The sequence below is a fragment of the Tautonia sp. JC769 genome (assembly GCF_040717455.1).
In the GTDB taxonomy this organism is placed as follows: Bacteria; Planctomycetota; Planctomycetia; order Isosphaerales; family Isosphaeraceae; genus Tautonia.
Map to the genome: position 1 here is coordinate 114,002 of NZ_JBFEFH010000015.1, position 14,881 is coordinate 128,882.

Here is a 14,881-nt window from a genome sequence, read left to right on the forward strand (position 1 = left end):
TCGATGCCGCTCCATCAGCTCTCGCTCGAAACCCTGCACACGCTGGACCTGGGCAAGGTCAACGAGGCGTTCAAGACGCAACTGGCCCGGGTCGTCCAGGATTGCCTGGACCGGCCCGGCGAGCAGAAGGCCCGCAAGGTCACCCTCGAGGTGACCGTGACCCCGATCCTGGATCCCGACGGCGACTGCACCGACGCCAGGGTGCAGATGCAGGTCGTCGCCAGCACGCCCAAGCTCCGGACCCGCGAATACTCGATGGGCATCCGACGCGGCGGCGGCCTGGTCTTCAATGAAGACGACCCCGCGGACATCACCCGCCCGACGATGTTCGAGGACCAGGAGTAATCGGCCGAAAGGATGCCGATCCCACCAAACCATCACACCCTCATCCCGGGAGAATCTCGATGGAAGATCGAATGCTGAAGTGGTTCGACTACGCACACCTCCCCGAACGCCTCCAGGTGATCTCGAAGCCGTTCGGCGACCTGGCCTCCGCGATCTGCGACACGGTCGAGCCCGGCCCCGAGCGGACCGTCGCCCTCCGCAAGCTGCTCGAGGCGAAGGACGCCGCGGTCCGGGCTCGGCTGAACCCCGGCGGCTGATCCCGGCGGCACACCGGCCGCGCCCGGCGGCCAGGGGCGGGACATCAACCCGGGAACACGACCCCCGGGCCCGCCGCAAGGGCCCGCAATCTTCCGCCCCGCGGGGAAACTCGGCGGCAACGGGCGGGCCCACCGGGCAATCCAGACTCCCCCGCAAGACCCGTCACGAACGCAAGGAACCGAACCATGATCGCCGAAGCATTCCGCTACCTGACGTCCCTGGCCCGGGAGTCGGTGGCGCCCTATCAGATCGCCGCCGAGAACCCGGACCTGACGCGGTATTTCGCCGCGGGCAAGCTCCTGGAGTTCCCCCGGCCGCTCCCGGCCCGGGATCACGAGGTGCAGGACATCGACGACTTCATCGCCCTGGTCGGCCGGCTGGCGAACGTGCCGATCGCCGAGGGGGACGAGCCCGACCTGTCTCGGACCACCGTCTGGGCGACCCTGGACCGGGTGGTCGCCGTCTTCGACGACGACCAGCGGCGGCTCGATCGGGCCACGCTCCGGATGCACAAGACGACATTGTTCGAGACGATCGAGCACCTCGGCGACCCGATGGAGCACCGCGACTTCCTCCGCTTGCTCCGGGTCCAGCTCCAGGGGGCCCTGGCGCCCGGGACGCTCCTGGAGAAGGTCAGGCGGGTCGACTTCGAGAACGGCACGGTGGTCCGGGCCAAGGTCGGCCGGGCCGACGAGTCGCTCGGACGCGAGATCACCGGCAAGGTCACGGCCAACGGCGAGCTGCCCGAGTCCGTCGTCCTGGAGGCCAACCTCTGGCGGAACTACGGCTACGCCGCCCGGGTCCCCTGTGCCGTGGAAGTGGACGCCCTGCGCGGGACGCTCGCCCTGGTCCCCTTCCCGGACGCGATCGACGAGGCGACCGAGGCGGGGCTCACCTCGCTCACGCACTACCTGATCGATCAGCTCCGTCCGGGGATCGGCGTCTACCGGGGCCGGCCGGAGTTCAGCGCCTGATGCTCGCCACGGTCAACCCGAACACGCGCGGGGCCGCCGCCATGGATCTCGGCGAGCCGGCCGCGCCTCTGCCAGCATTGCGGACCGATCCGGCCTGGTCGGTCCTGACCGGCGATTGCGCGACGGCCCTGGCCCCCCTGCTCCGGGACGCCTCGTCGCCGCTGGTCGGGGCCGCCCGGCTGGTCTTCGCCGATCCCCCGTACAACCTCGGGCTCGATTACGGCAACGGGCACCGGGACGACCGGCCCGTCCAGGAGTTCCGGGCCTGGTTGTTGGTCCGGCTCGCGCTGGCCGCCCGCGCCCTGGCCCCCGACGGCTCGCTCTTCGTCCTGATCAACGACGAGCATGTGGCCGAGGTCAAGGTCCACCTCGAATCCGGCCAGTTCGCCTTCCGCGACACCCCGCCCCTGCACCTGGTCCAGTGGATCAAATGGTTCGAGGGGTTCGGCACCTACAACTCGGCCGAGACCCGGTTCTCGCGATCGACCCGTCACCTGCTCTGGTTCAGCCCCGACCCCAGGCTCCGGATCCGCGACCCGGGCCGGCCCGAGCTGCGCCGCATGTCGGCCCGGCAGAAGGCCGGCGACCGACGCGCCAACCCGAGGGGCCGCCTGCACCCCGACACCTGGGACGACATCAGCCGCCTCTGCGGGACGTTCCGGGAGCGGCTCCCCTGGAGCCGGACCCAGCTCCCCAGGAAGCTCCTGGCCCGGATCATCGAGACGAGCACCGACCCCGGCGACCTGGTGCTCGACCCTTTCCAGGGCACGGCGACGACCGGCGTCGAGTGCCTCGCCCGAGGGCGCCGCTACCTCGGCGTCGAGCAGGATCCGACCCGGGCGATCCTCGGCGCCCTCCGACTCCTGACGAGGGACCGGCGATGACCCGACGCGTCAACTCCCGAGGCATGAGCGGCCACCATCGGCCCAACCGGGGGGCCACCGACACCTGGCTCACTCCCCCGGAGCTGATCCGGGCGCTCGGCCCCTTCGACCTGGATCCGTGCTGCCCGCCGGTCATGCCCTGGGCCACGGCGAAGCGGTCCTATGCCCTGCCCCACCAGGACGGCTTGACGCTCCCCTGGTCCGGCCGGGTCTGGCTCAACCCGCCGTACGGCCCCGAGGTCGGCCGGTGGCTCGATCGCCTGGCCGGGCACGGCAACGGCATCGCCCTGATCTTCGCCCGGACCGAGACCGAGCAGTTTCACCGCTGCGTCTGGGAGCGGGCCGACGCCTGCCTCTTCCTCAAGGGGCGTCTGCACTATCACCACCCCGACGGCACCCGAGCCCCCTTCAACGCCGGAGCCCCCTCGGTCCTGGTCGCCTACGGACCGGCCAACCGCGAAACCTTGCAACGCTGCCAACTGCCGGGGGCCTTCGTCGTCTGTTGGCCCCGGACGAAGCCGACCCCTCGCATCCCCTATGGACTCTGATCGCCGATGAGCCTGCCCGAGATTGCCCCGAACCCGGTGATCGACGCCTCCCGGATCGATCATGCATCGTTGATCAATTACCAACATCATCCCACCTTGAAGGGAGAGGTCGTGATATGAAGGGCTGGATCTGCGGCGTCGAAGGACGCCTGGTCACCGTCTCGGTCGACGCCGAGTCCCCGGTCCCGACGGCGGACCTGGTCGGCTCGGTCGTCCAGTTCCACCGGATCGACCCGAACCCGGCCGAGTCGAAGCCGGTCGAGACGTCCTGGTCGGTCTACTCCAAGGCCCAGAAGGTCGGGATCGTCTGGGCCGCCGACGCGATCGCCGCGCTGGGCCGCGCCCGGAGGCAGTACCCGAACCACCCGGACGTCGTCGTCTCGCCCGACTCCGCCACCGAACCGGAGGCAGCGTCCCCATGAGCGGCCGAGCGGACTGGATCGGCGTCGACCAGGTGGCCGAGCAGCTCGGCTACTCGCGCCGCGAAGCCTGGGAACTCGTCAAGCGCCTCGGGGTCCGGTGCGTCGGCCCGACCCGAGGGGTGATGAGCCGCGCCCGGTTCCTCCGGTCCGACTTCGACGACGCCCTGGTCCGGAGCCTGGCCCCGGCCGGTGGCGTCGAGCCCGAACCCGGGCCGGAGATCGATCCCAAGGCCGAGCCCCGGACCACCCAAAGCCGGCGCCGACGCGGGGCCGCTCCCGAGGGCGGCCCGGACCACCTGCCTCGGGGATCCTGGAAGACCGTCCTGGCCGGTCGGAGGCACCCGTGACCATCGTCGTGACGCCCGAGTCGATCACCCTGGGCGATCGGGTCCGCCCGGTCCCCCACCCGAGGCGGGTCCGGCGGACGAGGGTGAGGGGCCGTCCGGGGATCCCCCCGGGTGCCGTCTACCTGGGGCGGCCGACGGTGCTCGGCAACCCCTTCGTCCACCCCGAGCCGGGCCACGCCGTCGAGGCCTATGCCCGATTGCTCCTGGAGCCGTCCCCGTCCTTCGTCATCGAGCCCGGCGGACTCCAGTTCGCCCGACGCTTCAAGCGAGACATCCTCGAATGGTGGTTCCCCGGTCAATGCCTGCCCGGCCTGCTCGAACAACTCCGAGGGCTCCCGGTCTGTTGCTGGTGCCCCCTCGATCGCCCCTGTCATTGCGACGTCATCGCCTACCTCGTCGACTCGCTCCCCGAGGCCCCCTGAGTCGGTCGGCGTCGGGCGGCGGCGGTCGCCCGGGTCAGGTCCTCCATCCGGCCCTTCAGGTAGACCCGGCGCACGACCGCGCCGGAGGTCCCCCCGACCATTCCGGCCGCCTCGGCACCGATGACCGGGGCCGCCCGGGAGTAGAATCCATGCCTGAGCCAGTACGCGGTGAAGCCCTCGGGGATCGGCACCCCGGCTTCGACGGCGGCGTCTCGCCAGCTCCGGAGCCGACGGGCCAGCGCGTTCGGGGTCCAGGGCTCCCCCGCCTCGGCCGAGGCCGCGCCCCTGCCCGTCGACCCCTTGGCCCGTCGGTGGGTGAACAGGAACTCGGGATGGCGTCCGGCTCGCCCCCGGATCCGCTCGATCGCCCGGCGCAGGGCCGGGGGCACGGGCACCTCGCGCTTGCGGCCGGTGTGCCCCTCGGTCTTGTGCGAGACCTTCAGGACGCCCCACCAGGCCCCCGAGACCGGGTCCGGCCAGGCCTTCGGGTTCCAGTCCTCCCAACGCGCCGCGCACAACTCTCCCGGCCGACACCCGGCGGCCGTCGCCAGGCGGAGCAACACGAGCATGTCGCGGAGCATCCGCGTCGTGGTCGAATGGTCCCGGCGACAGGGTCCGGGGCGCCGGGCCTTCATGCAGGAGATGCAGCGGCCTTTCGTCCCCATCGGCCTCGGCCGCTCGACATCAGCCCTGGCCCACTTCAGGAGCCGGGCCACGTCGTCCAGCTCGGCCGCGCGGTCGAGCGCCGTCGCCGGGGTCTTCGGCGCCTTGACCTGCGCCATGTCGTCCCGGGCGATCAATCGCCTCGGCAAGGCCCGCCCCTGCTCATCGACCCGGTCCGGCCGGTCGTCGGCCGCCCAGGAGAAGCAGGCCCGGACCACCCGGACCAGCCGGGCCCGGGAGTGGGCCGCCTTGCCCGACCGCTCCCAGCCCCGGACCATGGCACGCAGCTCGGCCGCGCCGACCTGGTCCGCCCGGCGCCCCCCGATCGCCCCCCGGCCGTCCGGGTCGTAGGCGCAGAACCAGCGGAGCATCTCGTCGTAGCCGGCCAGGGTCTTCTTCGTCAGGCCCCGCGCCACCCCGTCCACCAGGAACCAGTCGGCCAGCCGCGCCACCGTGGGACGCCCGGCGACCTGGTCCTCGTGCTCGACCTGGTCCCGGATCGCGTCGGCCCAGCGCCGCGCCGCCGGGCCGTCCTTCGGACCGAGCCCCTTCGAATAATACTGCCGTCCCCGGAACCGGTAGCGCCAGCACGCCCGGCTCGGGAACCATCGCGGTCGGCCTTCGACCGGCATCGTGTCGACCCCAAGCGGTTACAGGAAGCGGTTACAATCCCTTCTCTGCTTCCCCTGGAATCGCCGTAAATCCTTATCCTGGTTCAGTGGAGACGATGGGGCTCGAACCCACAACCTCCTGCGTGCAAGGCAGGCGCTCTCCCAGTTGAGCTACGTCCCCTAACGGAATGGTATTGTGACGAAAGGGGGAGTGATTGACAAGGGGGATCGAGCGCGTCAGGGGTAGGTTTGGAGGAGCCAGGACTCGCAGGAAAGCCGGGCGAGATTGCGTGAGGCGAAGGCGTTTGCCCACCAGACGAGCGGGGAGCCCTCGGGCAGGGTCTGGGCCTGGAGCCACTGAGTGATCATGGTCGGCGAAGGGCTGACGAGGGTCCCGCGACGGGTGAGGCCGGAGGGCATCATCTGCTCGAATCGGACCGCGTAATAGGGGACGCGATCGTAGCGGAGCGAGGCGAGATGCCCCTTGATGCGCCGCGTCAGGGACGAAGGATGCACGCCAAACGCCTCGATAAACTCCTTGAGGTGCTGTTCCGGCGTTCGAGGTTCCAGGGGGGAACGCGCGCCCAGCGCCAGCAGATACGACCGGAAGGCGTCGGCGTGGTGCTGGGCAAGATAATGAGTCAGGCACCAGGCAAGTGCGTAGTCGGTCGGCGAAAGCTCCGTGCGGAGGATCAGGCGCGTCACCCAGGGCTCATCGGCGTTGAGACTGGCCCAGGCAGGGGCAACCTTGCTCGGCCCCGGCCCCCGAAGGTGGGCGAGGAGCGCCGAGGGGTCCTGCAGGTCGATCAGGGTCGCCATGTGCAACGGGTTCACTCGGCCGAAGTTGGCTCGTCCGTAATCCCCCCAGTCGGCTCGCGATTCCGGAGAGGGGTCGGGCAGGGCCGCGGGCGAGTAATACTCGGCCAGCCCCTCAACCAGCCACGGGGGCCAATCTGCCAGGCGAGGCTGGATGCCGACATTCTGGAGAATCTGATGGATCCCCTCGTGGGCAATCGTCTGGGGACGGCTCAGCGCGGCGAGTTCCGGGGCACGGAGGTCCTGCGGGGACGATTCGTAGAGGATGATTCGGTTCGAGACCACCTCGTAATACGCCCGGACGTCGGGGTCGACAGGACGGTAGCGGCGGAAGGCAGCCTCGTCTCGGTAGATCACGGCCACGAGCGGGAACTCGGGCTCGGTGACGGGAATCCCTCCGTCCTCGAAGCACGCCGTCAGGTCGTGATAGAGCGTTTGCAGGAGGTCCGCGGCCTGCTCGGCAAACGCGTCACTTCCCTCGGTCAGGACGACATACGGGGATCGTTCGACGACCCGGAAATCCCGATTGCGGCCATTCCGGAACGAACCGGCAACCTGTTGCGCCGACCAGGGGTGAAAGGGAAGGCCGGTCAAGACTTCACCTTCGGGCCATCCCAGGGAACCGTCGGGCAGTTGCACCACGGGACCGCCGGGCCCTCGAGCGTAGACGCGTCCGACCAGCACCCGGCCCGAGGCGTCACAGACCCGCATCCGTTCGGGCTCCGTCACGTCGGAGGACCGACCGCGCGGCGATTCGGGGGCGGATGGTGCTGAGGTCAAGGCCGACGTAATCCCGGACAGGTCGATCGGCAACCTCAGGATCGGCGAATTCTCGATCTCGGCCAGCTCCAACGGAGCCTCCGGCAACGGGGATCGCAGCGGGAGCCGGGGCTCATCGTCGGGCGCCTGCACGGTGGGCACGTTCGGCTTCGCCGCGGGCGGAGGAGTCTCAGGCGTTCCAGTCTCCGGACGAGGCCAGGCAGGCGTCCCCTCGAACCGAATCGCGCCAGGTCCCGTTCCCCAGCCCCTTGCATCATTCCACGACGGACGATCCGCCCCCGACGGGAGCCGAGTCGCCTGGACGCCGTGGGGCCCGACCTGTGCCTCGGGACGGCCCGCGGGCGATGGGGCACTTTCGTCCAGAACCATCAGGGTGATGCGGTTGGAATCCACCGCGCCGAGCCAGCAGTAATACGCTGTCACGGCCATGACCGCGACGAGCGAGAAGAGCAGGCCGGCTTCTCGAATGCCTCGCAACCGCGCGGATCGCCGAAGCGAGGCGGGGTCAAAGGCTTCGGAACGGGGAGAGCGACGCTCGCGATTGCGAGTAGGCCCAGGAGGAAGGGCACGCTCAGCCGGCGGCCCGCCGACACGCCGGTCGCGATCGGAATCGGTCGCTGACGAAACGAACCCATTCCCTCGCGGCGGACCTTCAGAGCGGGGCGAGGGCGTTGCCGGCGGAATCGGGGAACCGCACCGCGGGCAGACGGACGGCTTCAACGCTCCCGGCCGGCTCGTGGAAAGCCGGCTTGCGCACACGTCGCAGCGGGTGGCGATGGCGTCGTTCATCGACGCGGAACCCTCCTGATGACCTGTCAAGGGCCGGGCCAATCGACTCGCTCGGGATTCTCCAGCTTAACGCCCAGGACGCGAGGAGGGAAACCCGAGATCGCAATTCCTTGTTGTTCTCCTTCGACACGAGGGGGCCATTTGATCGATCGTAACGGCGAAATCAAGCACAGGCTCCACTCCGGGTTCCCGCGACGCCCAGTACGCCCGCCCGCCTGCCGATCGATCGAGGATGCGGAGCGATGACCACCCCTCAGCCGCCGTCGGTCTCGACGCCCCCCGGCGGTTCGGGCGGTCTGAGGACAGCCGATCAGTCCCCGGGGAGAATCAAGACGACGTTCTCAGCTCAGGCCGGGATCCCGCTCGACAGCACGCGGACCCGGAAGCCGAGCGCGTGCCCCAGCGCGATCAGCTCTCCGAAGATGTCGCCATAGGCGACGGCGACGTGGTTGCTCATGTAATGCGCCATGATCGCTTCCCTGGAACAGCCCAGGTCGGCGGCCATGAAGGGCCACTGGCGGGTCGTCCCTCGCCACCACGATTCCCGGACGTCGTCGGGCAAGGCCACCGATTCGCCGCGGCCGACATCGAGCACCGGCTGGCCGAACCGATCGAGCCAGACCCGCGACCAGGTGATCTTCCCCGGCAGGCTCACCCCCGCGAACGTGCCGCCGGGCACCGGGAAGTAGCCGCTCGGCTGGCGGTAGCTGTGCACCCCGGCCAGCGACTCCACGTCGTGATTGAACGCATAGGCCGAGCAACTGCCGGAATTGAGCAGGACCCACAGGAACCGCCCCTCGTGCTCGGCCCCCCATCGCACGTCGTGGAACATGACGGCGCCGGGCAGCCCCTTGGCCTCCAGCAGGCGCTTCATCAGTTCCATCGGCACGAGGCTCCCCTGGTCGGCCTCGGTCGCGGTGATCAAGGGACGGCCGTCGCCCTCGGGACGGGCATGCGAGTTGAACAACCCTTCGGCGAAGTCGCTCGGCGGGAGTAGCTTGAGCAGGCCGAGCTGGTACTGCCAGCCGATGCAGTCGGCCTGGAACTCGGCGGCGAGATCCAGCACGGCCAGATAGCCGCGGAGCTGCTCGCGGGTCGAGTCCTCGGTGAAGTCGAGCGCGTCGGATTCGCCCCAGTGGAACGTCACCCCGCGATCGCGGACGAACTTGAAGGCGTCCTCCACGCGACGGTCGTCGATCTCGCTGACGCGGTCGATGAGCCAGGCCTGATCCACCTTGTGCTCGCTGAACCCCAGCGGCGCGAGGACCCGGGGGCCGAAATACCCGTTAATCATGCCCATCGACGTATCGCCGAGCATCAGGGCAAGAACCCGGCGGCGTCGGATCTCGTCCAGGACCGTCCTGGCGGTCGAACCGGCCTGCTCGGAGACGGAGCACTGGTCGTGGATCTCGGAGGCATCGTGGTCGATCCTGCCCGTCTCGCACCACTGGGCGAGCTGGTCCATGAAGGTCGCGTCGGCGGTCCAGTCGCTCGCGTCGGACCAGATCCGCGAGGCATGCCGGCCGACGCTCTCGAGCGAGGCCGCCGTGTTGAGCAAGGCCACCAGGCCCGGCCAGGTGCCAGAGAAGTTCGAGGCCAGCAGGAGCGGATTGCCCTTGCCCACCACCCCGTCGACCGTGTGAGGGGCGTAGGCCCAGTGGACGAACAGCCCGATCATCGGGTCGTCGATCGGCCCGAGCCGCTCGATCGCCTCGTGGGGGCGGGTGATCGGCCCTTCGACGAGATACGGCTCGCGGCCGAGCTTGCGCAGGGCGGCTTCGAGCCGGGCGCGGGCCTCCTCGAATTGCGGCGTTGCCCACTCGTTCGGCTTGGACCGATAATCCCCCGGCCAGAACACGGCGACCTTGCGCGACATTGGACCGTCACTCCCCGAAGCATGCCGATCGATCGGCAAACCGATGTAGCTAAGGACGAGGTCGAAGCTTCTCCGCCCGATCTTGCCACAGCCGGGCGACCTCCGCCATCCCCGGCCGCGTCCGGTCGGCTCGGAGGATCGTCTCTGCGGGCGATCGGCCGCGGCGCGATTGCCCCGAACGGGAACGTCACGGCAAATCCGGCGCCTCGCCTCCGGTGCCGGGTCGGCCCGCCGCGGGGGCATGGCTCGGCGCCGACGGTGCATCGCTCCGGGCGGCGTGATCATGAGGCGAGGCGGTCAGTTCGCGGGCGATCGCCACCCCGAGGGCCACCGCAGCCAGGCCGGCGAGCACGGTCGAGCCGACGTACAGGGCCCCGTGGAGCCGCTGCCCGCGTCCCCAGAGCGTCAACGATTCGAGGGCGAAGGAGGAATACGTCGTATAGCCCCCCAGGACCCCCGTGATCAGCATCAGGCGATGATTCGGGTGCGGCAGCCATCGCGCCAGGACCACCGTCAGGAACCCGATGGCGAACGACCCGGACACATTAATGAACAGCGTCGACCAGGGGAACCGCGGACCCGACCATCGGCTGATCCAGAGCCCGAACCAGAAACGAAGGTTCACTCCACAGGCACCCCCGAGGGATAGAAGCCCGACCTGAACCAGCTTCTCCACGCCTTGTCTCCGCGCCTGCTACTCGGCCTTCCCGGACAGCTCGAACGCCAAGGCTGCCGCGCCTCAGCCGGTTACGTCAAGCGGGAACCGAACTCGACGACGCCGACGGAGGATCCGTGATGAGGATCTTGGGCCATCACGGGGAATCGAGCGGATCGGCAATCACGCCGTGTTCGCGGAGCAGGCCCCGAAGCGGCTCGATCGGGATCGCCTCGACCGTGCGACCATCCCTCCCGGTGATGGTGGTTGCCTGGAGCAAGGCATTGTAGACGGCCTCCTCGGTGGCTTCGAGCGCGGCCTGGAACAACGGAGAGGCCGCCTCGGACGGGAGCACCGGGCGGGCCCGGACCTCACCATCGCCGGGCCCCACGCGGAGCGCCTCTGCGGTTGAAAACGCGATGGCATAATCTCCGCTGCCGTGACTGTACGACGACCCGGTCCGGGCCAGGCCGAAGACGGCCCGGGCGGCCAATCGTTTCAGGTCTCGGGCATCGAGCGGAGCGTCGGTCGCCACGAGGATCATGCACGAGCCATCGGCCGAGGAACCGGCGTGCCCCCCCTGCTCGGCTTGGGCTTCGGCTTCGGCTTCCTGGAAGGCGTGTCGGCCCAATCGCCGCCCGACCGGCGCCCCGCCGATCGTCAGGACACCCCCGAAATTGGCCTGCACCAGGACCCCAAGCCGCCAGCCGCCGAACCGATCGGGCAGGACGCGAGACGACGTGCCGATCCCCCCCTTCCAGCCGAAGCACTCGCAGCCGGTCCCCGCCCCGACGCTCCCCTCTCGGACCGGGCCGTCGGTCGCCGCTCGGAGGGCGCGTCGCACGTGGTCGGCGGTGACGTGGCCGGCCCGGATGTCGTTCAGCCCGCCATCGTTGGTCTCGCCGACGAGCGCATTGACCGATCGGACCGAGGCGTTGTCCGGGTGTCGGATCGTCTCGCGGACCACCGCCTCGACGGCCGTCCCCACCGAGAGGGTGTTGGTCAGGACGATCGGCGTCTCGATCGTGCCCAGCTCCTCGACCTGGGTCGATCCGGCCAGCTTTCCGAACGCGTTCCCGACGAACACCGCCCCCGGCACCTTCTCGGCGAACAGATTCCCCCCGTGGGGCAGGACCGCCGTCACTCCCGTCCGAACGTCAGCCCCCTCGACCAGCGTGACCTGCCCCACGAGCACCCCGGCGACGTCGGTGATGGCGTTGTGCGGACCGGTCGGAAAGACCCCGGGCTCGATCCCCAGCGCTCGGGCCCTGGGGCGTCCTTCCTGGGTCGAGTCGGCCATCATCAGCGAGAGCACCATCGCGGAACAACCCAGCGCAACGTTCACCATCATGCTCCCCGGCCCACCGGGCCGCTCCCCGGCCCGAAGGGTGACGGGCGTCGCCTGCCTCGCCTCGGCCCCGACCGCCGAGCCGCGGCACGCCCGACGGCGCTCAAGGCGGCGATCCTTCCGCCCATCATGCCTCAAGGCAGCTCCGGGGACGAGCCCTTCGGTGCCTGGTCCGGTCCCGGTCCCGGTCCTGGCCCTGTTGCCGGGTTGCGCGTGAGGATCGAGCGACGGATCGCATGCTCAACGCTGGAAACCGTAATCGGCTTGATCAGATGTTCGGCGAACCCCGCCGAGACGCTCCGGCGAATATCGTCCTCGCTGCCATAACCGCTCATCGCGATGCCGGGAATCCGCGTCGATCGGACAAGCTCGCGCATCAATTCGAGGCCCGAGCCGTCGGGCAGTTCGATATCGCTCAGCATCAGGTCGGGCGGGTTCTCCTGGATGGCTCGACGCGCCGCCAGGCAGTCCGAGGCGGTCAGGACATGGTGCCCCTTGGCCCGGAGCGCCCGGGCCAGCGAGCTGAGCGTGTCCCGATTGTCTTCCACCAGGAGGATCTGGAGCGGGGCGGCCGGATGGGCGGCCGGGACGGGTGTGAGCATCGGTTCCTCCGCCGTCGAGCCCGCCCGCGTGGGCAAGACGACCGTGAAGGCCGAGCCGTGTCCGGGCCCGTCGCTCGCCACCGTCAGCGTCCCCCCATGCACCTCGGCCAGCGATCGACTGATCGCCAGGCCCAGGCCAAGCCCGGGAGATCGCCGCCGAGGGGGGTGATTCCCCTGCTGGAACGGCTCGAAGATGCGCTCCAACCGATCGGCCTCGATGCCGATCCCGCTGTCTCGGATCTCGATGACGAGCGGGGACGCACCATGCGATTCAACCGAACCGGGGGCATTGAACGATCGGACGGTAACCGTGCCGTCCGGGGGGGTGAACCGGACGGCGTTCTGCAAGAGGTTCCAGATCACCTGCTGGACCCGATCGGAATCCCCCTCGATGTGGTGATGCTCGGCGGCCAGGTCGACGGCCAGCGTCAACTGGGCGGCCTCGATCGCCTCCTTGCAGATCTCGATCGACTGGCGGATCACCTCATGGGCATCGATCGGACGCCGCTCGATCCGGAGCTCTCCTCGGGAAATGCGGGTCAAATCGAGCAGGTCGTCGATCAATCGTGCTTCCAGCTCGATATTCCGGCGCACCATCAAGAGCAGCGAGCGGAGCCTCGGGTCGATCTCGCTCTCGAGCAATGACGAGACCGTGACGAGGACCGGGGTCAGCGGCGTCCGCAATTCGTGGCTCAGGACGGCGAGGAAGCGGTCCTTGGCCTGGTTCGCCGACTCGGCCTCCTCCCGAGCCATGCGAGCGACCTCGAAGATCCGGGCGTGGTCGATCGCCAGGGCGGCCCGAACGGCGACCTCCTCGGCCAGGGCCCGATCGGACGGGTCGTAGCGGCGGGGTGCGCCGAGGCCGATCAACGAGAGCACCCCCAGCATCCGACCGTGGACCGCCAGCGGAATCCCCAGATGGGAGCGCACTTTCAGGCGATCGGCGACGGCCCGTTGCTCAGGATCGGGGAAGAGCGCGCAGAGCGTCGACTCGTCGATCTCCTTGGAACCCGGCCGCGCCTCGCTGACCACCCTGGCCCACCAGGAGCGGTCCCCGTTCCGGCGGCCTTCCCCCTGAACCAGGCGGTCCGCGAGCGCCTGGCGGCTCGGCTCCGCGTGCCGCGACGCGACGCGACGAACCGTGCCATCCTCGGAAATCAGGTCGACCAGGCAGAGGTCGGCCAGATACGGGACCATTAGCCGAGCAAGCCCGTTGAGCATCGTCTCGTATTGCAGCGACGAGGAGAGGACCGCCCCGACCTCTGCGAGGAACTCCAGACGACGCTGACGCCGCCCCGCCTCCCGCAGGAGTCGCGCGTTGTCGATCGCCACCCCCACCGGGCCGGCCACGGCGGCCAGCAAGTCGAGATCCTCGCGCTGGAACCGCTTCCCCGAGCCGCTGGTGTCGAGTTGCAGGAGCCCCACGGGCCGATTGCGGTGGTCCCGCAAGGCCACGCAAATCATCGTACGGACCTGGGCGTCGTCGATGCTGCTGCTCCCGGAGAACCGCGCATCCTCCTGCACATCGGTGCAAAGCACCGCCTTCCCATGGCCGACGACGTGGTCGAAGACGGTCCGGCTGAAGGAGAACTCCGGCGGGGCGTTGCCCCGGACGCGCATGGCCCGGGGCCTCGGCTCCGGCTCGTCGTCGACCCGCATCAGCACGAAGCCGCGTTGGGCCTGCGGGAAGATGCGAAAGAGGGTCTCCAGGGTACGGTCGAGCACCTCCTGGAGATCGAGGGTCCCGGTCAGGGCCCGGCCGATATCGAGGATCGCCGACAGCTTCTCCTCCGCCCGGACGTCGATCAGGTCGCGCTCGGCGGTGCCCGAGGCGTCTCGCTCGCCGAGGATGGTGGCGTCGCTGGCATCCCAGTCGGTCGGGTGATCGGCGGGAGCGGCCGAGAACCCGATGAGGCAGTCTCCCAGCCGGATCCGATCCCCGTCGCGCAGGCGAGCCGCCCGATCGATCCGGTTGCCGTTGAGCCAGGTCCCCCCGGTGCTGGCGAGGTCCTCGATCCGATACTCGCGCCCCTGCCGGAAGATGCGGGCATGACGCCGCGAGACCATCCGGCTCCGAAGCACGATGTCCGACGAGGGATCGCGTCCGAGAAGGACCTCCTCCGCGTCGAGCGCATACACCAGGTCGGCGTCGGCGTTTCCGAGCTTCAGCAACGCCAGGGTTCCCACCTGCTCTGACGACATGAGAAGGTTCGAGCTCCTTGGAGGATCGCCGCAGCCCAACCTCCCGGTCAGGAGACCGCATCACGCAGCAGACTTCTTATTATTGCCGACCCCTCGCCCGGTTCTCAAGCCGAATGAAACCCATCGGGCCAAATATCAATAAATTTCAGGGCGATCCCCGGCCCGCGGTTCCGCCCGATTCCCCCCCAACGCCACGGGAATCGCGCCCTAGGCTTGGGTGTCGCTTCGCCCCCGACGAGCGCGAAGGGACATTCCCTGAAGGACGGGAGACCATTCGTGCAGGACGAAACCATCGGGGATCGCCCCCTGAAGCAGGCCATCTCCGCCATGCGAAGCGCC

The 14,881-nt window shown here is 69.4% G+C and carries 14 protein-coding genes and 1 tRNA gene; 8 read left to right on the forward strand and 7 right to left on the reverse strand.

What is annotated here, in order from left to right; translation table 11 throughout:
* Nucleotides 1-3: 3 nt before the first annotated feature.
* The 8 genes from AB1L88_RS15830 to AB1L88_RS15865 all read left to right on the forward strand — a co-directional run bounded on the left by AB1L88_RS15830 (nucleotide 4) and on the right by AB1L88_RS15865 (nucleotide 4,200).
* Complete coding sequence (locus AB1L88_RS15830; protein WP_367097646.1) at nucleotides 4-345, forward strand: hypothetical protein; 342 nt, start codon at nucleotides 4-6, stop codon at nucleotides 343-345.
* Between the two features lie 59 nt (nucleotides 346-404).
* Nucleotides 405-602, forward strand: a complete 198-nt coding sequence (locus tag AB1L88_RS15835; protein WP_367097647.1) for a hypothetical protein — start codon at nucleotides 405-407, stop codon at nucleotides 600-602.
* Nucleotides 603-788: 186 nt separating this feature from the next.
* On the forward strand, nucleotides 789-1,577 hold the full coding sequence (locus AB1L88_RS15840; protein ID WP_367097648.1) for a hypothetical protein: 789 nt from the start codon (nucleotides 789-791) through the stop codon (nucleotides 1,575-1,577).
* Nucleotides 1,577-2,461 (forward strand): site-specific DNA-methyltransferase, encoded by an 885-nt coding sequence (locus AB1L88_RS15845; protein ID WP_367097649.1) that lies wholly within the window; start codon nucleotides 1,577-1,579, stop codon nucleotides 2,459-2,461. The genes AB1L88_RS15840 and AB1L88_RS15845 overlap by 1 nt, the downstream gene beginning before the upstream one ends.
* Nucleotides 2,458-3,009, forward strand: a complete 552-nt coding sequence (locus AB1L88_RS15850; protein ID WP_367097650.1) for a DNA N-6-adenine-methyltransferase — start codon at nucleotides 2,458-2,460, stop codon at nucleotides 3,007-3,009. The genes AB1L88_RS15845 and AB1L88_RS15850 overlap by 4 nt, the downstream gene beginning before the upstream one ends.
* Nucleotides 3,010-3,125: 116 nt before the next feature.
* Entirely contained in the window at nucleotides 3,126-3,431 is a 306-nt protein-coding gene (locus AB1L88_RS15855; RefSeq protein WP_367097651.1) for a hypothetical protein, read from the forward strand.
* Nucleotides 3,428-3,778 (forward strand): hypothetical protein, encoded by a 351-nt coding sequence (locus tag AB1L88_RS15860; RefSeq protein WP_367097652.1) that lies wholly within the window; start codon nucleotides 3,428-3,430, stop codon nucleotides 3,776-3,778. The genes AB1L88_RS15855 and AB1L88_RS15860 overlap by 4 nt, the downstream gene beginning before the upstream one ends.
* A complete protein-coding gene (locus AB1L88_RS15865; protein ID WP_367097653.1) occupies nucleotides 3,775-4,200 on the forward strand; it encodes a DUF4326 domain-containing protein in 426 nt (141 codons plus the stop codon). Before AB1L88_RS15860 ends, AB1L88_RS15865 begins: the two co-directional genes overlap by 4 nt.
* Here AB1L88_RS15865 and AB1L88_RS15870 read toward each other — a convergent pair.
* From AB1L88_RS15870 to AB1L88_RS15900, 7 genes are all read right to left on the reverse strand, one after another.
* Nucleotides 4,167-5,495 (reverse strand): site-specific integrase, encoded by a 1,329-nt coding sequence (locus tag AB1L88_RS15870; RefSeq protein ID WP_367097654.1) that lies wholly within the window; start codon nucleotides 5,493-5,495, stop codon nucleotides 4,167-4,169. The genes AB1L88_RS15865 and AB1L88_RS15870 overlap by 34 nt on opposite strands.
* Before the next feature lie 87 nt (nucleotides 5,496-5,582).
* Nucleotides 5,583-5,655: transfer RNA gene (locus AB1L88_RS15875), tRNA-Ala, on the reverse strand.
* 56 nt (nucleotides 5,656-5,711) lie between these two features.
* Nucleotides 5,712-7,001, reverse strand: coding sequence for a DUF1570 domain-containing protein (locus AB1L88_RS15880; RefSeq protein ID WP_367097655.1), 1,290 nt, complete (start codon nucleotides 6,999-7,001; stop codon nucleotides 5,712-5,714).
* Between the two features lie 1,204 nt (nucleotides 7,002-8,205).
* Nucleotides 8,206-9,735, reverse strand: coding sequence for a fucose isomerase (locus AB1L88_RS15885; RefSeq protein WP_367097656.1), 1,530 nt, complete (start codon nucleotides 9,733-9,735; stop codon nucleotides 8,206-8,208).
* A 187-nt stretch (nucleotides 9,736-9,922) separates the two neighbouring features.
* Nucleotides 9,923-10,411: a fluoride efflux transporter CrcB gene (crcB, locus tag AB1L88_RS15890; RefSeq protein ID WP_367097657.1), complete on the reverse strand. Its 489-nt coding sequence runs from the start codon at nucleotides 10,409-10,411 to the stop codon at nucleotides 9,923-9,925.
* 136 nt (nucleotides 10,412-10,547) lie between these two features.
* Nucleotides 10,548-11,693 carry a P1 family peptidase gene (locus AB1L88_RS15895; protein ID WP_367097684.1) on the reverse strand — a complete coding sequence of 382 codons (1,146 nt, stop codon included), beginning with the start codon at nucleotides 11,691-11,693 and terminating at the stop codon, nucleotides 10,548-10,550.
* Nucleotides 11,694-11,872: 179 nt separating this feature from the next.
* Nucleotides 11,873-14,542 carry a GAF domain-containing protein gene (locus AB1L88_RS15900; protein ID WP_367097658.1) on the reverse strand — a complete coding sequence of 890 codons (2,670 nt, stop codon included), beginning with the start codon at nucleotides 14,540-14,542 and terminating at the stop codon, nucleotides 11,873-11,875.
* Between the last annotated feature and the right edge of the window lie 339 nt (nucleotides 14,543-14,881).